This window comes from Methylocystis sp. H62, from assembly GCF_015709515.1.
In the GTDB taxonomy this organism is placed as follows: domain Bacteria; phylum Pseudomonadota; class Alphaproteobacteria; order Rhizobiales; family Beijerinckiaceae; genus Methylocystis.
This window is the reverse complement of sequence record NZ_JADNQZ010000056.1, coordinates 142375-163314: the sequence shown is the minus strand read 5'-3', so window position 1 is coordinate 163314 and position 20940 is coordinate 142375. Positions and strand designations below refer to the sequence as shown.

Genomic DNA, 20940 nt, shown 5'->3' with positions numbered 1-20940 from the left:
GGCGATGGAATGCTTTGCGCCGCCCACGCAACTGGCCGCCTGATCGGCGCCGCGCGCCTCGCGGCGCTTGTCCAACTGACGGCGATCGCGCCGATTTCGGCGCTTGCCGAAAGCCCTCTGCAAGCTCCCATCACGCATGGTCTCGCGCTCTATGGCGAACCTGCGTTGCCGAAGGATTTCGCTCATTTTCCTTACGCCTATCCCCACGCGCCGAAAGGCGGCAGGCTGCGGCTCGGCCAGCGTGGCGGATTTGCGAGTCTCAATCCGTTCAACGCAAGATTCGGCGACGCGCCGCAAGTCATCATCGGCAATGTGCTGCAAAGCCTGATGACGCGATCGCAGGACGAACCCTATTCGTTTTATCCGCTGATTGCTCAATCTGTCGAAATCGACGACGCGCGCGAACACGTCACCTTTCACATCGACCCTCGGGCGCGTTTCTCGGATAAGACGCCCATCCTTGCGTCGGACGCGCTTTTTTCCTTCGATTTGCTGAAGTCAAGAGGTCGGCCGAACCATCGCGCGATTTTCGGTTTAGTGAAATCCGCCGCCGCGCTCGACGATCATACGGTGCGTTTCGATCTGACTGGCGTGAAGGATCGCGAGGCGCCGCTCATTCTCGCCGCCATGCCGGTCCTGTCGAAGAAGGCGACCAATGTGGAGCGCTTTGACGAGCTCGATATGACGATCCCGCTCGGCTCAGGCCCGTATGTGATCGCGGAAGCTAAAGCCGGCGCGCGTCTGGTTCTGCGCCGTGATCCCGACTACTGGGGCCGCGACATACCAAGCCAAAGAGGACTCTATAACTTCGACGAGATCGACCTCGACTATTATCGCGACGGGGCGGCGCTGTTCGAGGCGCTGAAGGCGGGCCTCCTCGACTATCGCGAGGAGACGAGCGCCGCGCGTTGGGCGAGCGGCTATGATTTCCCGGCGGTTCGCAATGGCGCCGTGGTGAAGGAGGTCTTGCGCCCCGGCCGCCCGACAGGAATGGAAGGCTTCGTCTTCAATCTGCGCAAGGGCATCTTCCGCGACGTGCGGCTGCGCGAAGCGATCGCCATGATGTATGACTTCGAATGGATCAACGCCAATTTCTACAGCGGATTATACAACCGTACGGAAAGCTACTTCGGCGAATCGGATTATTCTTCGGTCGGGCGTCCCGCAGGCGCGGCGGAGCGTGCTTTGCTTTCGAAGTATCCCGGCGTCGTGCGCGACGACGTTCTCGAAGGCCGCTGGAGGCCTGTTCAACACGATGGCTCCGGACGCGATCGCACCGTGGCCAGGCGCGCGCAGATGCTCCTCGCCGACGCCGGCTACGTCCTGGTCGACGGACATCTCCAGAAGAATGGCGCTCCCGTTCTCTTCGAGATCATGATTCGCGACCGGGATGAAGAACGACTTGCGCTGAATTTCGCCGCTGCGTTGAAGCGCATCGGAATCGACGCCAGCCCGCGCGTCTACGACGAAGTCCAGTACCAGCGCCGGCGTCAGCGCTTCGAATATGACATGATGATCGGGCAATGGTTGCCGGCCGCCGTTCCGGGCCAGGAGCAGCTGAACCGGTGGAGCACGGCGAGCCTCGAGCGGGTAAACTCGCTCAATCACGCAGGGGTCGCGTCGCCTGCGCTCGACGCCGCTCTCGACAATCTGCTCGCGTCGCGCACGCAGGAAGACAGCGTCGCGGCGGCGCGCGCGCTCGATCGCCTCCTGCTCTCTGGATTCTATTTCGTGCCTCTGCAGCACGTGAACGCCATCTGGTGCGCGTACGGCGCCGCGCTCCGCCATCCTGCGCACATGCCGCTTTTTCCGATGTTTCCCTTCGGCTTCACCTTGGAGAACTGGTGGAGCGAGAAAGCCGGCATCCGTTGAGTTCGATTGGCGCCTTTCGCCGGAAGGCGGTAGAACCGAATGGCGGCGGCTGGATGCAGCGCGCCACGGCGACTTGGAACCGCCTCGCGTGACAAAGGCGCTGGAGAACCTCATGGGGCAGGAGCCCTGGCCGACGGAACTTCGCCTCTCCGAAAGCGGCAGGATGCTGAACGTCTCTTTCGACGATGGCGCGCAATTCGCGCTCAGCGCCGAACTGTTGCGCACGCAAAGTCCAAGCGCGGAAGTGCAGGGCCATTCCGCGGCGGAGCGCAAGGCTGTCGGCGGCAAGCGCGATGTCGCGATCCTCGCGGTCGCGCCGGTCGGCAATTACGCCGTGCGGCTCGACTTCGACGACATGCACCGCACCGGGATCTACACTTGGCGGTATCTGCGCGAGCTTGGCGAAACGGCGTCGGAGCGGTTCTCGTCCTATCTCGCAGAGCTTGCCGCGAAGGGGCTGGATCGCGACCGGCCTGGAGAAAAGTAATCCTTCAAGACGAAACGGCCGACGCAAGCGCCGGCCGTTCAAAATGCTCGCTATAAAACTCTTACCGCGTCACGACCACGCGGGTGCCGACCTTGACGCGGTTGTAGAGGTCGACCACGTCGTCATTGGTCATCCGGATGCAGCCCGACGACACGGCCTGGCCGATGGTCCAGGGCTCGTTGGAGCCGTGGATGCGGTACAGCGTGCCGGAGAGATACATGGCGCGCGCGCCGAGCGGATTGTTGACGCCGCCCTCCATGTGCCGCGGCAGGTCGGGGCGGCGACGCAGCATCTGCGCCGGCGGCGTCCAATCAGGCCACTCGCGCTTGTGGGCGACGAAGCGCGTGCCGGCCCATTCGAAGCCGGGGCGGCCGACGCCGACGCCGTAGCGGATCGCCTGGCCGTTGCCGAGCACATAATAGAGTCGACGTTCATTGGTGGCGATGATCACCGTGCCGGGCGCATATCTGGCGTCGAAGGCGACGGTCTCGCGCGGAACGGCGACCGCCTGCGGACGGCCGTCGCTGGTTTGCGGGGCGAAGGAGCCGCCGCCGAATAGCGCGGCGAAAGGATCGACGACCGGCGCCGGCGCAGGAGCCGGTTGCGGCGCCGGGCTGCGCGCCAATACTGGAGACGAAAGGGCCCCGAGCGCGCCGAATGCGCAAATCAGTGCAAAAGCAAGACGCCGCATGGTTTTCCCTTGTCCAAGTGTGGGCTGACGTCGCGCCGCCACGAAATTGCGACGCAGACGCGCTGATGATTAGTCCCGCAGGCCGCTTGCGCAAGCAAGCGCGCCGACGCGCGAAACGCAGGACAAGCGGCGTTTTCTTGCGGCATAGTGGCAGACTTGCAACACTGCCGCCGCGCGCCGACTCAGAATTTAAGCGTCGTCGCCTGCTTCACGCCGGGCAGGCTTTTCAGGGCGGTGAGCGCCTGCTGCGGCAGTTCGCCGTCGATGGCGACGAGCGCGACGGCGCCGCCGCCGGGCCTGTCGCGGCCGAGCGCGAACGTGGCGATATTGACCTCGGCTTCGCCGAGCACGCCGGCGAATCTGCCAATGAAGCCGGGCCTGTCTTCATTCGTCAGATAGATCATCGACGACGCGAATTCGGCGTCGACGCCAATGTCGCCGATGCCGACAATACGCGGCTTGCCGTCGTGGAATACCGTCCCCGAAACGCAAATTTCGCCCTGCGCGGTATGCGCGCTGAGCGTGACGAGGGATTCATAGTCGCCTTGCGCCTCGCGGGTGATTTCCTCAATCGCCAGGCCGCGCTCCTTGGCGAGGATCGGCGCCGACACCGGGTTGACGTCTTCGAGAATGGGTCGAAGCAGCCCCGAGATCGCGGCCGCCGTAATCGGCCGCGTCTTCTGCAACGCGACGGCCCCTTCGTAGACGATCGACAATGTGTCGACGCCGGCGACGGCCACCTGACCCACGAAGAGACCGAGCTTTTCCGCGAGCTCGACGAAGGGCTTCAGCCGCGGCGCCTCTTCGGCGCTGATCGAGGGGAAATTCACCGCGTTGGCGATCGCGCCTCGGGTGAGATAATCCGCCATCTGCTCGGCGATCTGCAGCGCGACCTTTTCCTGCGCCTCGCTCGTCGAAGCGCCGAGATGCGGCGTGCAGACGACGTGCGGATGGCCGAACAATGGGTTCTCGGTCGCCGGCTCCTGCGCGAACACGTCGAAGGCGGCGCCGGCGACATGGCCGTCGTCGAGGGCCTTGCGCAGCGCGTCTTCGTCGACCAGCCCGCCGCGCGCGCAATTGATGATGCGCACGCCCTTGCACGTCTTGGCGAGGTTTTCCGCCGAGAGGATATTCTTCGTCTGCGGCGTCAGCGGCGTATGCAGCGTGATGAAGTCGGCTCTCGCCAAGAGCTCGTCGAGGTCTACTTTTTCGACGCCGAGCTCGCTGGCGCGCTCTTGGGTGAGATAAGGATCGAAGGCGATCACCCGCATCTTCAGGCCGAGCGCGCGTTCGGCGACATTCGCGCCGACATTGCCGCAGCCGACGACGCCAAGCGTCTTGCCGGTGATCTCGACGCCCATGAAGCGGTTCTTTTCCCACTTGCCGGCCTGGGTCGAGGCGTCGGCGGCGGGAATTTCGCGGGCCAGAGCGAACATCAGCGCGATCGCGTGTTCGGCGGTGGTGATCGAATTGCCGAAGGGCGTGTTCATGACGATGACGCCGCGCGCGGTGGCGGCGGCGACGTCGACATTGTCGACGCCGATGCCGGCGCGGCCGACGACCTTGAGCCGCGGCGCCCGCGCGAAAATGTCGGCGGTCACCTTCGTCGCCGAACGGATCGCGAGTCCGTCATAGTCGGCGATCGTGGCGGCAAGCTTGTCCTTGTCTTTTCCAAGCGTCGGTTCGAAGTCGACGTCGAGGCCGCGCAGGCGGAAAATCTGTGCGGCGGCCGGCGAAAGAGAATCCGAGATGAGAACGCGCGGCGGCATGGGATCATCCTGCAAAGAAAGGAATGAGCGGCATTGTGCGTCAATGTGGAAGCGCGCTTGCGCTGAACGCAATCTAGATTTGTGGCGACGACCGAAGAAGCGCTGGAAAACGATCAAAAAATTTGGTATCTATCATATGTAGATATCACAAGAGGCCGCATGACCGCCACCGCGAAATTGTTCAAGCATGGCCGCAGCCAGGCCGTTCGGCTTCCCAAGGAATTTCGGATGCCGGGCACGGAGGTGCGCGTCAGCAAAGTTGGCGACAAGGTCATTCTGGAGCCGTTGGAAAAGCCGCCCTTCGACGTCGAGGCGTGGCGTGCAAAGCTCGACGCCTATCTCGATGTGGACTTTCCGGAGCTCCCGGACGAACCTCCGTTCGAACCTGATGACGAAGTCACTTTCGATTGAGGCGGCGCATGTTTTGTCTCGATACGAATGTGATCATAGGCGTGATGACTCGGCGTGCGCCTCACCTCGACGAGCGGCTGAGAGCTGAGCTGTTTTACGGATCGCGCTTGCTCATCCCCGCGCCGGTCCTTGCCGAGCTTCGCTACGGCGCAGCGAAAAGCGTGGCGCCCGAGAGGAATCATGCGCGACTCGACGACTTCCTGTCGGCAGTTCCCGAAATCGCGGCGTTCGACGCTGATGACGCGCATGCCGCAGGCGACATCCGCGCTTATCTTGAAGGTCATGGAAAACCGATCGGCCCCTATGACGTTTTGATCGCCGCACAAGCGCGCCGGCGCGGCGCCATTCTCGTCACCGCCAACCGCCGCGAGTTCGACCGCGTGCCGGGCCTGATGGTGACGGACTGGAACGATCGATGAGGCGGCTGCTCGCGACTGCTCGTCACTCCGATTGCGCGGCGTCGGCGCAAGCTTCCGCATAAGCCCAGTCGAGCCATTTGGTCAGCAGGGCTACGTCCGACGCTTCCACCGTCGCGCCGCACCAGATGCGAAAGCCCGGCGGCGCGTCGCGATAGGCGCCAAAATCATAGCCGGCGCCCTCGCTTTCAATCATCGCCGCCATCTTCTTGGCGAGCATCGCCTGCGCGTCGGCGCCCTTCGCCGCGCTCTCTTTAGAAAAGACAAGGCAGACGCTGGTGTTCGAGCGGGTCGCGGGATCCTTGGCGAGGAAGTCGATCCAGGGCGTCTTTTCAACCCAGTCGCCGACCGCCTGCGCATTGGCGTTCGAGCGCGCGAATAGCGCCTCAAGCCCGCCGATCGATCGCGCCCAGGACAGCGCGTCGAGATAATCTTCGACGGCGAGGAGCGAGGGCGTGTTGATCGTCTCGCCCTGGAAAATCCCCTCGTTCAGCTTGCCCTTTTTGGTCAGCCGGAAAATTTTGGGCATCGGCCAGGGCGGCGCATAGCTCTCGAGCCGCTCGACCGCGCGGGGCGAGAGAATCAGCATGCCATGCGCGGCCTCGCCGCCGAGAACCTTTTGCCAGCTATAGGTGGTCACATCGAGCTTGGCGAAGTCGAGCGGCTGCGCGAAAGCGGCGGACGTCGCGTCGCAAATCGTCAGGCCCTTGCGATCCGCCGGAATGAAATCGGCGTTCGGCGCGCGCACGCCCGACGTCGTTCCGTTCCAGGCGAAGACGACGTCATTGTCGAAGTCGATTTGCGACAGATCGGGTAATTCGCCATAGGGCGCGGCGAGGCTTCGCGCCTTTTCGATCTTCAACTGGTTCAGGACATCATTGACCCAGTCCTTCGAGAAGCTCTCCCAAGCGACAACATCGACGCCCCTGGGCCCGAGAAGCGACCAGAGCGCGATTTCCACGGCGCCGGTGTCGGAGGCCGGCACGATGCCGATGCGGTAATCGGCGGGAACGCGCAGGATCTCCCGCGTCAGCGCGATGGCCTGCGCCAGCTTCTCTTTGCCGGCCTTCGAGCGATGGGAGCGGCCGAGCGCCGCGCCGGCGAGATTTGCCAGCGCCCATCCCGGGCGCTTGGCGCAGGGGCCGGAAGAAAAGCTGGGGTTAGCCGGCTTGGCGGCGGGTTTCGCCACTTTGTCGACGGCGGCCATGATGCAGCCCTCTCGATTGCGGCGCGGCGCCGCCGCCGTCCGCGCTACGCGCTGCCCAGCCGACCGTCAAGAGCCGCGGGGTTTCAGCCGCGCACTCCCGAGAGCCATGGGGGAGCCATGAGGTTGGCGCGATTTTCTCGTACCAGGCTGCGCGGCGTCGCTGAAGAAGCGCCGGGGACCAGGGAGAGCAAAGATGTCGGAGATGAATGAAGCGCATGATGAGGAAGAATGCCGGTATTTTCTTTCCTATTCCGGGGTTCGCTTGCCATTGAAGCTCCTGGGGCCGCTCGAGGCGAGCGAGCTGAAGAACCGCAACACCTATTTTCGCGCGACTTATGACGCCGAGGGCAAGATCGTCAGTTGCGAGAAGCTCGTTTATGGCGAGGTGGAGCTGCGCCACGATTACGCCTATGGCGCCGACGGGGCGCTGGCGCGCGCCCGCATCGCCATGGGCGAGGACGTTTCCGAGATCGACTGCGGCGCTGACGGCGTCCCGCTGCGCAGTTGACGGCCTTAAACGGGCGCGGCTTCGTGCGGAGTTTTGGCGCTGATCGCCAGAGCGTGGACGCGGTCGGCCAACTCGTCGGAGAGAAGCGCATTGACGAGACGGTGCCGCTCGATCAAGCTCTTGCCCTCGAAAGCCGCGCTCACCACCTCCACTCTGAAGTGGGTTTCGCCGTCTGGATGGTGATGCCCATGCCCTGCGTGGCTGTGCGACTCGTCGATCACGTTGAGCGCCGCTGGCGCGAGGGCCTGGGTGAGTTTCTGTGCGATGCGCGTCTTGACGACGCCTTTACCCTGATCCGTCATGTTTATCTCCGGTTCGACCGCCGATTTAGCACATTGGCGCTTGGTTGCGCTTGCGGCGCGCTGCGGCGCCATCATAATGGAATGAAATGGACCTGAATTCGCCCCTCTTCGACCGCATCCGAACCAAGCGCCAGCCGCGCGAAACTCGGCGCGAGACCGTGACGCGGTGCGATTCTCCCGGCTGTGAGGCGGAGGGCGTCCACCGCGCGCCAATGGGTCGGTTGCGGGAAGGGCAGTATCTCTGCTTCTGCCTCGAACATGTCCGTGAATACAACGCCACATACAATTATTTCAACGGCATGGATGACGCTTCGGTCGCCCGCTACATGAAGGACGCGACGGTCGGGCACCGGCCGACCTGGTCCATGGGGACGAAGCGCGGACAGACGGGCTTTCGCGAGGACACGATGACGGCGGCCGATCCGCTTGGCGTCTATCGCCAGCGCTTCCGCCGTCCGCATCCCGCCGCCGCCCGCCGCGCGCCGCAACATTCGCCCGTGACGATTAGGGCGTTCGTCGCCATGGGGCTTGAGGAGACGGCGGACGCCGTGGCGATCCGCGCGCGCTACAAGGAACTCGTCAAGCGCCATCATCCCGACGCGAATGGCGGCGACCGCTCCCGCGAGGAAAAATTGCGGGAAATCATCCATGCCTATAAGACGCTGAGGGCCGCCCGGCTGGTCTGAGCGCTCGTCGCGCGCGCAAAGCTTTTTCGCCGCGGCGCAGACATGTTCGGCGCAATCATGCGGGGGCGAAACGGTCCGCGCAAGGAGGACGCATTTTGGTCGCTGCAGAATACGCCGCAACGGGCCTCGACGGCACGCCGGACATGAAGATCTCGGTGCGCCAGGTGTTCGGAATCGACTCCGATATGGAGGTTCCCGCCTTTTCCGAGCGCAACGAACATGTGCCGGACCTCGACCCGGACTACCTCTTCGATCGGCAGACGACGCTCGCCGTTCTCGCCGGCTTCGCCAGGAATCGGCGCGTGATGGTGACCGGCTACCACGGCACGGGGAAGTCGACGCATATCGAGCAGGTGGCGGCGCGGCTCAACTGGCCTTTCGTGCGCGTCAATCTCGACAGCCACATCTCGCGCATCGACCTCGTCGGCAAGGACGCCATCGTCCTGAAGGACGGCAAGCAGGTCACGGAGTTTCGCGACGGCATCCTGCCTTGGGCGGTGCAGCACTGCGTGGCTTTGTGTTTCGACGAATATGACGCCGGGCGGCCCGATGTGATGTTCGTGATCCAGCGCGTGCTCGAAGTCTCCGGCCGTCTGACGCTGCTCGACCAGAACCGCGTCATCCGGCCGCATCCGGCGTTCCGTCTGTTCGCGACCGCCAACACCGTCGGGCTCGGCGACACGTCGGGCCTCTACCATGGCACGCAGCAGATCAACCAGGCGCAGATGGACCGCTGGTCGATCGTCGCGACGCTGAATTACCTGCCGCATGACGCCGAGACCAATATCGTGCTCGCCAAGGCGAAATCCTATGGCGCGACGAAGGAAGGCCGCGACGTCGCCAATAAAATGGTGCGGGTCGCCGACCTCACCCGCAACGCCTTCATGGCCGGCGACCTTTCGACGGTGATGAGTCCGCGCACGGTGATCACCTGGGCGGAGAACGCCGAGATTTTCGGCGACATCGGCTTCGCCTTCCGGATGACCTTTTTGAACAAATGCGACGAACTGGAGCGTCCGCTTGTCGCCGAATTCTATCAGCGCTGCTTCGGCAAGGAGCTGCCGGAAAGCGCCGTGAATGTGGTGATGACTTAGGCGTAGCGGCGTTTTTGGGCGAAAAGAGTGCAGCGGAACGAAAATTGCTCGCGCGAGGGCGTCCGTAACGCCAAGCGACCGAGGCACCAATGCCACTTTACGCCTATGTCTGTGACGCCTGTTCCGCCGAATTCGAGCTTTTGGTGCGCGCGTCGGAAACCCCGGCCTGTCCCTCCTGCGGAAGCGAGAAGCTCCAGCAGCAGGTTTCGCGCATCAGCAAAGAAATCAAATATCCGGCCATCGCGAAATCATGGCGCCAGCGCGCCGCGGCGGAAGGCGACCTGTCGAATTTCAGCAAGCAAGAACGCAAATTGTGACCGGCCGCTCGCGTGGCGATCGGATTGCGCCGGCCTTCCGCCGTCGACCCGAGTCAACGCCGTCCGCGCAAATGACGTTTTTAGAACATGCGTCAATTGGTCCATATTCGCCGATGATCTCGCATCCGCCAGCCGCCTCTTTGCCCTGCCTGCGCTAGGGATTCGAAGCCTTTTGACAGTCATGAGCGGCAAAAAATACATTTCAATTCGCTTATTGACGTTCGCCTTTACGTGCAAACTGGTTGCAAAGCCCGTATTTACGCTTAGACGTAAGAAGTAGGCCGCAGCTTTTCTGGACGTTCCTGCCGGCGGCCTATGTTATTTCTTCGCAGGCATGTCCATGTAAAGAGACAAAATGAGCATGAACACCGCAGCCACTTCGCGTTTAAAGGGAATTATTTGGGCTGTCGGCGCAATTGCCGCGATTGTGACCGTGGTCCTGGTCGCTCCGGTGATTTCGCACCTTGGCTGACAATCTCGACCGGAAAAAAAGCCGCGCGGCCAGGCTGCGCGGCTTTTTCGCGTACTGCCTATCGTCCCCCTTATCTTACCCCCGCCGCTGACCGCCCGCCGACTTGCGGCTTCGCTCTCCGCCGCGCATATAGTTCCGTCATGTCAGCCCCGACAAACCGACGGCCCGCCTCGCCCAAGGAGGCGCCGCAGGAGCCGTTCAAACGCGCCGTCGCCGGCGCCATGCGCGCCATGGCGCGCTCGCCCGCGCTCGAGGTGAATTTCGCCCCGGAGCGACCCTCGCTCATCGCCGGGGCCGACGGGGCGAAGGCGCGGCTGACCGAGCCGCCGCGTAAGCTGAACGTAAAGGACGCCGCGATTCTGCGCGGCCAGGCGGATTCCCTGGCGCTGCGCCTCGCCTGTCACGACGACGCGCTGCATCGGCGCTATGCGCCGGAGCCGGTGGCGGCGCGCGCCGCCTTTGACGCTTTGGAGCAGGCGCGCTGCGAGTCGATCGGCGCAATGCGAATGCCCGGCGTCGCCGCGAATATCGGCGCGATGCTCGACGACCGCTATCAGCGCAGCCACGCCGATGAAATCTCAGGGCGCGACGACGCGCCGCTTGAAGACGCGCTGGCGCTGCTTGCGCGCCAACGCGTGACCGGACTCAATCCGCCGCAGCACGCGCAGAAAATCGTCGAGCTGTGGCGCGACACGATTGAAGAGCGCGCCGGCGCAGATCTCGACCGGCTGTCCGGGGCGGTGGAGGACCAGAAGCTTTTCGCCCAGATCGTGCGCGAGCTGCTTTCGCATCTCGATATGGCCAGCGGCGAAGCGCCTGACGAGACGAACGCCGACGAGGAAAGCGAGGACGCGCCGCAAAATCCCGACGAGAGCGAGAGCGACGATCAGGACGACGAAGAGTCCAAGAGCGCCGCCGAGATGGATACGGCGCTTGCGGCCGAAGACGCCGAGCAGGAAGGCGAAAGCGACTCCGCGGAAGCGCCCTATGGCGAGACCGAGCGAGAGGCCGACGCCGGAGACGCCGAGGAGGCCGCCGAGGCGCGTCACCCGGCGACGAACGCCGCCGAGCGCGCCGGCGCCGATTATCACGCCTACACCACCCGCTTCGACGAGATCATTCGCGCCGAGGAGCTCTGCGACGTCGAGGAGCTGGACCGGCTGCGGGCCTATCTGGACAAGCAGCTGCTGCATCTTTCCTCGGTGGTGGGACGGCTGGCCAATCGGCTGCAGCGCCGGCTCATGGCGCAGCAGAGCCGTTCCTGGGAGTTCGACCTCGAGGAAGGCATGCTCGATCCCGCGCGACTGCCGCGGATCATCATCGATCCCCAGCAGCCGCTCTCGTTCAAGCGCGAAAAGGACATGGACTTTCGCGACACGGTGGTGACGCTGCTTCTGGATAATTCGGGCTCGATGCGCGGGCGCCCGATCACGGTCGCGGCCACCTGCGCCGACATTCTGGCGCGCACGCTGGAGCGCTGCGGCGTCAAGGTCGAGATCCTCGGCTTCACCACTCGCGCCTGGAAGGGCGGCCAGTCTCGCGAGGCCTGGATCGCCGAAGGGAAGACGGCCAATCCCGGACGCCTCAACGACATCCGCCACATCATCTATAAAGCCGCCGACGCGCCTTGGCGCCGCGCCAGACGCAACCTCGGCCTGATGATGCGGGAAGGGCTGTTGAAGGAGAATATCGACGGCGAAGCCCTCGATTGGGCGCATCGCCGATTGCTCGCGCGTACCGAGCAGCGGCGCATCTTGATGATGATTTCGGACGGCGCGCCAGTCGATGATTCGACGCTTTCGGTCAACGCTGGCAACTATCTCGAACGGCACCTGCGGCAAATCATCCACGAGATCGAGAGCAAATCGCCGGTCGAACTCATCGCCATCGGCATCGGCCATGACGTCACCCGCTATTACCGGCGCGCGGTGACGATCGTCGACGCCGAGGAGTTGGGCGGCGCCATGACGGAAAAACTCGCCGAACTGTTCAGCGAAAGCGCCGCGCCCGCGCCCCCGCCGACCCAGCGCCGCCGGGCGCCGGTCGCCGTCGCGCGTCGGTGACCGAGCCGGCGCTTCAGCTTTTTTAACGAAACTGCAACGATTCGCCGCCTCGCGCGTTTCTATGGCGTGAGTTTGAATTTCGTGAGGGGATCGTGATGGCGTTCATCAACTGGCAGGACAAGGCGGCTCCGAGAGAAGCGAGCGAAACGGCGCGATTTTTTTGCGTTACGAGCGTTCTCGCGCTTGCGACGCTGCCCTTCGCGCTATGCGCGGCGCTGACGATTTGGGGCTCCTGACGTTCTAGCCGCGCAGTCGCTGCAAGGCGCCGGCCGCGTAGATGATGCCCCGAGCCACGAGCAGGCGATCATTTCTGCGAGGCGCAAGCTTTGGCCTCGCGGCTCTCTCCTCGTTTGATGGGAGGGGAGCGTTCTCGGCGGAAGGCGCGCGACTGGGGTTCGCCAATGGCGACCGGCCCCTCGTGCGCTACCCTGGGAAACGTGCGCTGATCGAGCAGACCGTCAGGCCGCCTCAGCTCGAAACCCCTTTTTCCGTTTACGACGAAGGGGTATTGACGCAGAACGACGCCTTTTTCGTCCGCTATCACCTCGCCGGCGTCCCGCTCAGCATTGATCCGGAAGCCTTTCGCCTCGAGGTGCGGGGGCATGTCGAGACGCCGCTGTCGCTCTCGCTTGCAGCGCTCAAGCGCGACTTCGAGCCAGTTGAGATCGTCGCCGTCAATCAATGTTCGGGCAACAGCCGCGGCTTCGTCGAACCGCGCGTCGGGGGCGGACAGTTCGGCCATGGCGCGATGGGCAACGCCCGCTGGCGCGGCGTCGCGCTCAAGACGCTGCTCGAAAAGGCCGGCCCGAAGCCGGGGGCTCAGTCCGTCGCCTTCAACGGGCTCGACTCGCCCGTGGCGCCGGAGACGCCGGATTTCGTCAAGGCGCTCGACCTCGGCCACGCCGGCGATGGCGAAGTGATGCTCGCCTACGCCATGAATGGCGAAGACCTGCCATGGCTCAACGGCTTCCCGTTGCGGCTGGTGGTTCCCGGCTGTTACGGCACCTATTGGGTGAAGCATCTCAACGATATCGAAGTGCTCGACAGCGATTTTAGCGGCTTCTGGATGTCGAGCGCCTATCGCATCCCCGATAATGATTGCGTCTGCGTCACGCCGGGCGCGCCGAAGGGGGCGACGCGGCCGATCAAGCGGCTCAATGTCCGCAGCTTCGTGACGCGGCCGGCCGAAGACGCGAAGGTCGCGGCGCATGTCGCCTTCGAGGTCAGGGGCATCGCCTTCGACGGCGGCCATGGCGTCGAAGCCGTGCTGCTCTCAGCCGACGACGGCGCGAACTGGACCACGGCTCGGCTCGGCGAGGATCTCGGCCGCTATTCCTTCCGCGAATGGCGGACCGAATTGTCGCTGCGGCCCGGCGTGCATCATTTGAAATCCCGCGCCGTCAATCGCGCCGGCCAGTCGCAGCCCTTGGCCCCCTTATGGAACCACGCCGGCTATATGCGGCATGTGGTGGAGACGGTTCGGATAGAGGCGGTGTAGCGGAGACATGCGGCGCATTCGCAAAACGCTCATCCTGATGGCGACGGCGGCGTCTCTCGCGCCGGCGCTCGGCGCCGCCGAGACGCTGACCTATGCGCTGCCGGAAGAAACGGCGACGCTGCGCGCCGGACCGGGACAGGAAACCGCGCAGAACAATTGCGCCGCCTGCCACTCGGTCGACTATATCGAGCGCCAGCCGCCGAAGATGGGCCGGGCGTTCTGGGAAGGCGTCGTCAAGAAGATGATCGCGTCCTATCATGCGCAGATCGACGAGCCTGACGCCGCCGCGATCGTCGATTATCTGGCCGCGACCTATTGAGCGCGACTCACGACGCTTCGCCGATCGGCCATTCGCCCTTATAGACGCCGCCCTTATTGTCATGGGCTTCGACGCGGATCGTCTTCGCGCCGTTCGGCGCATAGGTGAAGCGGAAGGTCGGGTCTTCAGAGAGCGAGATGCCGCCTTCCATCTTGAAGATCGGCGCGTCGCCCTGAAAGACTTCGACAGAGTCGATGAAATGCGCCGGGAGATAGGCGCGCGAGACCGGGTCCATCTGCATCCCTGAACTGTTCGGGTGGCGGATCATGATCTGCGCCTCGCGCTTTGCCGGATCGGCGCTCTTGAACTCGCGATATTTCATCTTGCCGAGATTGGCGACCGCCTCGTCCTCGTCCTTGACCGCGGGCGCCGAACAGCCGCCCGAGGCTTTGACGAATTTAGCGTCGGCGCGCAGTTTGCCGTCGCCGGTTTCCGCCACCGCATGGACGTTGCTGTATGAATTGACCCGCACGCGGGTCTCGATAAAGCCGACGCCGGATTTCTCGCCGAGCGTGAAGGCCGCGGCCATCGGCATCGGGTTCTGGTCGATGACCAGCGTCGCGACCTTGATCCGCGACGGGTCGGCGAAGCGCATGGTCATCGGCACGATCGCCGCATCCTCGGCCCGCGCCGGCGCGTCGAGCGCGATGACGCCGTCAGCGGCCGCGATCGGGCGGCTATGAAAAATATCGACGACAAGTTCGGGCCAGGGATCGGGCGCGGTTTGGGCGAGGGCCGCGCTCGCAAGGAGAGCGAAGAGGGCGCCGGCGGCGGAACGGGCTGCTATGTTCATATCCGGCATCCTCCAAACACGTCCGTCATTGCGAGCATAGCCGTCCCCGGCTCTGGCTTGCTTCGGCGCTGCGCTGCTCGCAATGACGGCAAGAGCGCTGATCTCCTGGCAAGGATAAGCGCCAACTCTGGTCGCCGTCACGTGACAAAGTCATGCTCACGGCCCCTCCCACTCCAGCTCGGCGAATCCTGCCGTGGCGTTGCGGGCATTGTAGTCGTCGAAGAGCCGCCATTTCTCCCGTTCCTCGGCGCCGGCGGTCTTCGCTGCGGCGGCGACGCCCTCGCCCTTCTTGATCGCGGCCCGCAGGTCGGCGGTCAGCCGCATGAGATAGGCGCGCTGGTCATCGAGCGCCTTGGGCCAGGGCGCGGGGAGGGGGCCATGTCCGGCGACGACCTGCGTCGCCTTGATCGCCGCGAGCCTGTCGGCGACGTCGAGGAAGCCGAGGAGGCTCCCGTCGACGACCGGCACATGCTGAAGAAAGAGCAGGTCGCCGGAAAAGAGCACGCCGCTCTTTGGATCGAGAATGGTGAGGTCGCATTCGCTATGCGCCGTGCGCCACGCCTGCAGGACGATCTCGCGATGACCGAGATCGAGCGTCAGCGTCTGGTCGACGGTCAATGTCGGGGGCACGATCGTGACGCCGTCGAGGGCGTCGCCCATCTGCGCGCGAAACGCCGAAAGGTAATGCGGCCCACGCGCCGCCAGCGCCCGCGGCAGATTTTTATGCCCGACGAAGGTCGCGCCGGTCTCGACGAAGGCGCCATTGCCGAACGTATGGTCGGGATGGGCGTGGGTGTTGATGACGTAGCGAATGGGCTTTTGCGTCTTTTCGCGCAGCGCCGCGAGGAAGGCGCGGCCTTCGATCAGGCTGCCGCCCGTATCGATCACCGCGACCGATTCGTCCCCGACGATGGCGCCGAGATTGGCGATGTCGCCCGCATTTTCCCGAGTCATTAGGGAAGTTTCGCCCTGATGCGCGTAAGCGCCGGGGGCGATTTCACTTAAGGAGAAGGCGCGGGCGGGGGTCCCGGCGACAAGCGGCGCGAGCGCCGCGACAAGCGCCAGTAAGCGACGCAACATGTTGTTCGTCTTGGCTGTTTCACGGGCAGGCCGATGCGCTGCGTCGCACGGCCGCGCCCTTGTTTTTTGCGATTGCGATTCAAGAGCTAGCGACATATTATCCCGCCGTTTCCGAGTTAAAAGATGTCTTCCGGACGGGAACCGGGAGCTTCTCGCCGCTGGCGGACGTTTTGTCCCGCCGGCTTGAGACATAAACGGAAATCGCCTTCCCAATGTCGAGGCGCCAAGGAGGCACGACGTCGGCGGCGGCGCATAAAAATGCGCGCCGGACGTCGTCAGGAGGAAAAGCTCATGCATAAACTGTTGTTGTCGACTTCGGTGGCCGTACTCGCGCTCGCCGGCGCGGCGAAGGCCGACGATTTGCAGACCCTGCAGAAAGACCCCAAGCAGTGGGTGATGCCGACGGGTGATTACGGCAACCTGCGCCATTCCGCTCTTAAGCAGATCACGACCGAGAACGTCGGCAAGCTCGCGCCGGCGTGGCAGTTCTCCACCGGCGTTCTGCGCGGCCATGAAGGCGCGCCGCTCGTCATCGGCGACGTCATGTATCTGCATACGCCGTTCCCCAACAACGTCTATGCGCTCGACCTGAAGGATCCGGACCACAAGATCCTCTGGAAGTATGAGCCCAAGCAAGATCCGTCGGTCGTGCCGGTGATGTGCTGCGACACGGTCAACCGTGGTCTCGCCTATGGCGATGGCAAGATTTTCCTAGCGCAGGCCGACACCACGCTCGTCGCGCTCGACGCCAAATCCGGCAAGCTCCTCTGGTCGGTCAAGAACGGCGATCCCTCCAAGGGCCAGACTTCGACCGCGGCGCCGCATGTCTTCAAGGACAAGGTGTTCGTGGGCATCGCCGGCGGCGAATTCGGCGTGCGCGGCCACATCACGGCCTATGACGTGAAGACCGGCCAGCAGGTGTGGCGCGGCTATTCGATGGGCCCCGACGCGGATACGCTCATCGAGCCGGGCAAGACCACCCATCTCGGCAAGCCGGTCGAGAAGGACTCGGGCATCACGACCTGGGAAGGCGATCAGTGGAAGATCGGCGGCGGCACCACCTGGGGCTGGTACAGCTATGATCCGGACCTGAATCTCGTCTACTACGGCTCGGGCAATCCCTCGACCTGGAACCCCAAGCAGCGTCCGGGCGACAATCGCTGGTCGATGACGATCTGGGCGCGCGACCTCGACACCGGCAAGGCGAAGTGGGTTTACCAGATGACGCCCCACGACGAGTGGGACTATGACGGCATCAACGAGATGATTCTCGCCGACCAGGACATGGGCGGCCAGAAGCGCAAGACTCTCGTCCACTTCGACCGCAACGGCTTCGGCTATACGCTTGACCGAGTCACCGGCGAACTGCTCGTCGCCGAGAAATTTGATCCGGCGGTGAACTGGGCGACCAAGGTCGATATGGACAAGAGCTCCAAGACCTATGGCCGTCCGCTCGGCGTGGCGAAATATTCGACGGAGCAGAACGGCGAAGACGTCAATACGCAATATGTCTGCCCGGCGGCGCTTGGCTCCAAGGACCAGCAGCCGGCGAGCTACGACGCGACGACGGGACTGTTCCTGGTTCCGACCAACCATGTCTGCATGGACTATGAGCCGTTCCGCGTGAGCTACACGGCGGGCCAGCCCTACGTCGGCGCGACGCTGGAAATGTTCCCGGCGGGCAAGGACAAGGGCGAGACCCACACCGGCAACTTCATCGCCTGGGACGCCAAGGTCGGCAAGATCGTCTGGTCCAACAAGGAGCAGTTCTCGGTCTGGGGCGGCGCGACGTCGACGGACGGCGGCATCACCTTCTATGGCACGCTTGAGGGCTATCTGAAGGCCGTCGACACGAAGACCGGCAAGGAGCTCTATAAGTACAAGACTCCGTCGGGAATCATCGGCAACGTCACCACCTATGAGTCCGGCGGCAAGCAGTATGTCGCGGTGCTCTCGGGCGTTGGCGGCTGGGCCGGCATCGGCTTGGCGGCTGGCCTCTCGAAGAGCAACGAGGGACTCGGCGCCGTGGGCAACTATGCGTCGCTGGCCAACTATACGGCTCTTGGCGGCGTCTTGACTGTCTTCGCTCTGCCGAACTAAGCGAGACGCGAAGCAATTAAAAAGCCGGCGCTCGGCGCACCGTCAAGGTGCCGCCGAGCGTCGGCGTTTACACTGTGTGGGAAGAGAAGAGACCAAGGAGAGAGGTAATGAGATCGTCGCTTGCCGGAGCGTTAGCTCTGGGCGTCATCATGTGCGTGGGAAGCTCCGCCATGGCCGAGGCGCCGGGAGACCCCAAGGCCGTCAAATCGACAGACGGCAAATATCTCGACGCCAAAGGCGACCCCACCTACAACGTCGGTCCCGACGGCAAGGTGGACTGGTACACCTTCTCCGGCTATCGCCGCTATCACGCGGAATGCCACGTCTGCCACGGCCCCAATGGCGGCGGCTCAACCTATGCGCCGGCGCTCAAGGATTCGGTGAAGCGGTTCGACTACGCCGAGTTCGCCGGCATCGTCATCGGCGGCCGCCAGAACGGCAACAGCGTTATGCCGGCCTTCGCCGAAAACAAGAACGCCTCCTGCTACATCGACGATCTCTACGTCTATCTGCGCGCCCTCTCGACCGGCGCTATCGAGCCCGGCCGTCCGGGAAAGAAAGAAGACCGCCCGGAGGCCTTCGCCAAGGCCGAGACCGAGTGCATGAACCAGAAGTAAGAGCGTCGATACGATCGCATGATCCGCTTCACGCATCGGCGCGGTTTTTCCGCGCTGCTCTCGACGGGCTGGGCCGCCGCAATCCTCTTTGTGGCGGCCCCCGCCTCGGCGCAGCATATGGGGCCCGACGCCGGCGCCACGGGCGACGACAATCAGGGTTCGATCGAACTCGTCGATCCCAAGACGCTGCGCGTGTGCGCCGATCCGAACAATCTTCCCTTTTCAAACGACAAGGGCGAAGGCTTCGAGAACAGAATCGCCGAATTCCTGGCCAAGAAGCTCGGCAAGGATCTCGCCTATACCTTTTATCCGGGCGCCACGGGCTTTGTGCGCAATACGCTCAACGCGCATCTTTGCGACGTCATCCTCGGCATGCCGCAGGGCAATGACCTGGTGCAGACCACCAATCCCTATTACCGGACGACCTACGCCATCGTGACCCGCGCGGGCTCGGAGCTTGACGGCCTAAAGACGCTCGATGATCCGCGTCTGAAGGAAAAGCCGCGTCGCATCGGCCTTGTCGCCAACACGCCGCCCGGCAATGTGCTGGCGATGAATGGTCTGATGGCGTCGGTGAAGCCCTATGCGCTGATGGTCGACACGCGCGTCGAATCCTCCGGCGCGGCGATGATGCATGATCTCGAAAAGGGCGAGATCGACGTCGCGCTGCTGTGGGGACCGATCGCCGGCTACTACGCCAAACAATCGAGCGTGAAGCTCAATGTCACCCCTCTGCCGGAGACGCCCGGCGCCCGCATGGCCTTCCGCATCGGTTTCGGGGTTCGCCATTCCGATCAGAACTGGAAGCGCGAACTCAATACGCTGATCGCCCAGAACAAGATCGAGCTGGAGCGCATTCTTCGCGATTATGGCGTCCCGTTGCTCGATGAGTCGGGGCATGCGATCACGGTTCCGTGATGAATCTGGCGAAACATTTGGCGAGCGGCCTTCTCGCGCTTTGCGCTGCGGTTGCGCTTTGCGCCGCGCCGGCAAGCGCTCAAACGCCGCCGGAGCCGGAAGGCTATCGCCTCGACAATTATCATGCGCCGACGCCGGCGACGCTCAAGGGCGCCACGGTTCTCGACACCCCGCAGGCGTTTGAACTGTGGATCGGCAAGAAGGCGGTTTTCATCGACGCGCTTTCGCGGCCGCCAAAGCCGGAAGGCCTGCCGAAGAATGCGGTGTGGCGCGATCCGAAGCGCTTCGACATTCCCGGCAGCATCTGGCTTCCCGACACCGGGTTTGGCGAACTCTCCGAACCGATGGCGCGCTATTTCGAGCAAAGCGTGGCGCGCGCCAGCGGCGGCGACAAATCGAAGCCGCTCGTCTTCTATTGCCGCACCAATTGCTGGGCGTCCTGGAACGCCGCGAAACGCGCGCTCACCCTCGGCTATACGCATGTGCTGTGGTATCCGCCCGGCGCCGACGCCTGGGAGCAGGCCGGTCATCCGCTCGAAGAGCGCCAGCCCGAGCCGCGCGAGTAGGGCGGCTCGCAGCCGTCATTGCGAGCGCAGCGAAGCAATCCAGATTGGCGCGGATTTTTTGGATTGCTTTGTCGCTACGCTCCTCGCAATGACGAGGGAGCTTTCACTCCATCGCCTGCTGGATGGCGCGCGCGAGCGTTCCAAAACGTTGCTCGATCAGCGCCGGGCTTTCGCACACATAGCCGACCATGCGCCGCTGCTCCTCGAACAGCCGCAGCCGCCACTGCACGGCTTCGCTCGCCTTCTTGATTGCTTCGGGGTCCGGGGGCATTTGATCCTGCAGGTCGCGCAGCGTCTGCGTTTCCTGGCGCGCCGTCTCCGCCATGGCTTTCAGTCGCCGGCCAAAACGATCGAGGCCGTTGACCAGGTCGCGCCGCTCGTCGTTCATGCGCTCATAGACGCCAGCGAACAGCGTCGTCAGGCGTCCCTTGCGCGCGTCGCCCGCCGACTTGGCGAATTGCGCGATAAGCCGCTCGGCTTCGTCCATCTGCGTGCGTCGCTGCGCGAGGCGCGTGACGAGATCGGCGATCGTCGCATCATCGCGCCAATGTTTCATAGCGGCGTCGAGCGGCGGACCGGCCCAGACGCCCCCGACCGCGAGCTCGGGCACGCGCACCTGTCGGCACGGCCAATCTGGCTGGCTTTGTTGGGGCGGCGCCTGCGCCGCCGCGGCGTCGGCGAAAACGAGCAAAAAAAGCGCAAGAAGCAGGCTGCGGTGAATCATGAGGCTCGCCGGACGTCGCAGGATCGCGAC

The 20940-nt window shown here is 64.0% G+C and carries 23 protein-coding genes; 16 read left to right on the top strand and 7 right to left on the bottom strand.

The window, feature by feature from the left end; translation table 11 throughout:
• Positions 1–9: 9 nt before the first annotated feature.
• On the top strand, positions 10–1872 hold the full coding sequence (locus IYY11_RS14895) for an extracellular solute-binding protein (protein ID WP_196404548.1): 1863 nt from the start codon (positions 10–12) through the stop codon (positions 1870–1872).
• A 112-nt stretch (positions 1873–1984) separates the two neighbouring features.
• Positions 1985–2359, top strand: a complete 375-nt coding sequence (locus IYY11_RS14890) for a gamma-butyrobetaine hydroxylase-like domain-containing protein (protein ID WP_196404641.1) — start codon at positions 1985–1987, stop codon at positions 2357–2359.
• 61 nt (positions 2360–2420) lie between these two features.
• Here the strand turns inward: IYY11_RS14890 and IYY11_RS14885 are convergent, their stop codons facing one another.
• Complete coding sequence (locus IYY11_RS14885) at positions 2421–3050, bottom strand: L,D-transpeptidase (protein ID WP_154452577.1); 630 nt, start codon at positions 3048–3050, stop codon at positions 2421–2423.
• Positions 3051–3232: 182 nt separating this feature from the next.
• Positions 3233–4819, bottom strand: coding sequence for a phosphoglycerate dehydrogenase (gene serA / locus IYY11_RS14880; RefSeq protein WP_196404547.1), 1587 nt, complete (start codon positions 4817–4819; stop codon positions 3233–3235).
• Between the two features lie 159 nt (positions 4820–4978).
• On the opposite strand from serA, the gene IYY11_RS14875 reads away from it, so the two are divergent.
• Positions 4979–5230 (top strand): antitoxin, encoded by a 252-nt coding sequence (locus tag IYY11_RS14875; RefSeq protein WP_196404546.1) that lies wholly within the window; start codon positions 4979–4981, stop codon positions 5228–5230.
• 8 nt (positions 5231–5238) lie between these two features.
• Entirely contained in the window at positions 5239–5649 is a 411-nt protein-coding gene (locus IYY11_RS14870; protein WP_196404545.1) for a type II toxin-antitoxin system VapC family toxin, read from the top strand.
• A 22-nt stretch (positions 5650–5671) separates the two neighbouring features.
• Here IYY11_RS14870 and IYY11_RS14865 read toward each other — a convergent pair whose 3' ends face one another.
• Positions 5672–6853, bottom strand: a complete 1182-nt coding sequence (locus tag IYY11_RS14865) for a phosphoserine transaminase (protein WP_196404544.1) — start codon at positions 6851–6853, stop codon at positions 5672–5674.
• Between the two features lie 193 nt (positions 6854–7046).
• Here IYY11_RS14865 and IYY11_RS14860 point away from each other — a divergent pair, with 193 nt between their 5' ends.
• Positions 7047–7361, top strand: coding sequence for a DUF6156 family protein (locus tag IYY11_RS14860; RefSeq protein WP_196404543.1), 315 nt, complete (start codon positions 7047–7049; stop codon positions 7359–7361).
• Between the two features lie 5 nt (positions 7362–7366).
• On the opposite strand, the gene IYY11_RS14855 is transcribed toward IYY11_RS14860, so the two are convergent.
• On the bottom strand, positions 7367–7663 hold the full coding sequence (locus IYY11_RS14855) for a BolA family protein (RefSeq protein WP_026222596.1): 297 nt from the start codon (positions 7661–7663) through the stop codon (positions 7367–7369).
• Positions 7664–7749: 86 nt separating this feature from the next.
• Between IYY11_RS14855 and IYY11_RS14850 the strand changes: the two genes are divergently transcribed.
• From IYY11_RS14850 to IYY11_RS14820, 7 genes are all read left to right on the top strand, one after another.
• Positions 7750–8349: a J domain-containing protein gene (locus tag IYY11_RS14850; RefSeq protein WP_196404542.1), complete on the top strand. Its 600-nt coding sequence runs from the start codon at positions 7750–7752 to the stop codon at positions 8347–8349.
• A 143-nt stretch (positions 8350–8492) separates the two neighbouring features.
• Entirely contained in the window at positions 8493–9443 is a 951-nt protein-coding gene (gene cobS, locus IYY11_RS14845; RefSeq protein ID WP_196404640.1) for a cobaltochelatase subunit CobS, read from the top strand.
• Between the two features lie 89 nt (positions 9444–9532).
• Positions 9533–9760 (top strand): zinc ribbon domain-containing protein, encoded by a 228-nt coding sequence (locus IYY11_RS14840; RefSeq protein WP_196404541.1) that lies wholly within the window; start codon positions 9533–9535, stop codon positions 9758–9760.
• A 612-nt stretch (positions 9761–10372) separates the two neighbouring features.
• On the top strand, positions 10373–12295 hold the full coding sequence (cobT, locus tag IYY11_RS14835; protein ID WP_196404540.1) for a cobaltochelatase subunit CobT: 1923 nt from the start codon (positions 10373–10375) through the stop codon (positions 12293–12295).
• Between the two features lie 95 nt (positions 12296–12390).
• Complete coding sequence (locus IYY11_RS14830) at positions 12391–12531, top strand: hypothetical protein (protein ID WP_196404539.1); 141 nt, start codon at positions 12391–12393, stop codon at positions 12529–12531.
• A gap of 41 nt (positions 12532–12572) precedes the next feature.
• Positions 12573–13793: a molybdopterin-dependent oxidoreductase gene (locus IYY11_RS14825; protein WP_196404538.1), complete on the top strand. Its 1221-nt coding sequence runs from the start codon at positions 12573–12575 to the stop codon at positions 13791–13793.
• 7 nt (positions 13794–13800) lie between these two features.
• The gene (locus IYY11_RS14820; protein ID WP_196404537.1) at positions 13801–14112 is read left to right on the top strand and encodes a cytochrome c; all 312 of its coding nucleotides are present in this window, start codon (positions 13801–13803) and stop codon (positions 14110–14112) included.
• A gap of 7 nt (positions 14113–14119) precedes the next feature.
• Here IYY11_RS14820 and IYY11_RS14815 read toward each other — a convergent pair whose 3' ends face one another.
• Together IYY11_RS14815 and IYY11_RS14810 are read right to left on the bottom strand one after the other, a co-directional pair.
• Complete coding sequence (locus IYY11_RS14815; protein ID WP_196404536.1) at positions 14120–14914, bottom strand: quinoprotein dehydrogenase-associated SoxYZ-like carrier; 795 nt, start codon at positions 14912–14914, stop codon at positions 14120–14122.
• Positions 14915–15061: 147 nt separating this feature from the next.
• Entirely contained in the window at positions 15062–15985 is a 924-nt protein-coding gene (locus tag IYY11_RS14810; RefSeq protein WP_196404535.1) for a quinoprotein relay system zinc metallohydrolase 2, read from the bottom strand.
• A gap of 291 nt (positions 15986–16276) precedes the next feature.
• Here IYY11_RS14810 and xoxF5 point away from each other — a divergent pair, with 291 nt between their 5' ends.
• The 4 genes from xoxF5 (at position 16277) to IYY11_RS14790 (ending at position 20186) form a co-directional block, all read left to right on the top strand.
• Entirely contained in the window at positions 16277–18085 is a 1809-nt protein-coding gene (gene xoxF5 / locus IYY11_RS14805; RefSeq protein ID WP_196404534.1) for a lanthanide-dependent methanol dehydrogenase XoxF5, read from the top strand.
• A gap of 149 nt (positions 18086–18234) precedes the next feature.
• Positions 18235–18702: a c-type cytochrome, methanol metabolism-related gene (locus IYY11_RS14800; RefSeq protein WP_196404639.1), complete on the top strand. Its 468-nt coding sequence runs from the start codon at positions 18235–18237 to the stop codon at positions 18700–18702.
• Between the two features lie 18 nt (positions 18703–18720).
• Positions 18721–19620 (top strand): substrate-binding domain-containing protein, encoded by a 900-nt coding sequence (locus IYY11_RS14795; protein ID WP_196404533.1) that lies wholly within the window; start codon positions 18721–18723, stop codon positions 19618–19620.
• Positions 19620–20186 (top strand): PQQ-dependent catabolism-associated CXXCW motif protein, encoded by a 567-nt coding sequence (locus IYY11_RS14790; RefSeq protein ID WP_196404638.1) that lies wholly within the window; start codon positions 19620–19622, stop codon positions 20184–20186. The genes IYY11_RS14795 and IYY11_RS14790 overlap by 1 nt, the downstream gene beginning before the upstream one ends.
• Positions 20187–20289: 103 nt before the next feature.
• Here the strand turns inward: IYY11_RS14790 and IYY11_RS14785 are convergent, their stop codons facing one another.
• On the bottom strand, positions 20290–20910 hold the full coding sequence (locus IYY11_RS14785) for a hypothetical protein (protein ID WP_196404532.1): 621 nt from the start codon (positions 20908–20910) through the stop codon (positions 20290–20292).
• Positions 20911–20940 lie beyond the last annotated feature (30 nt).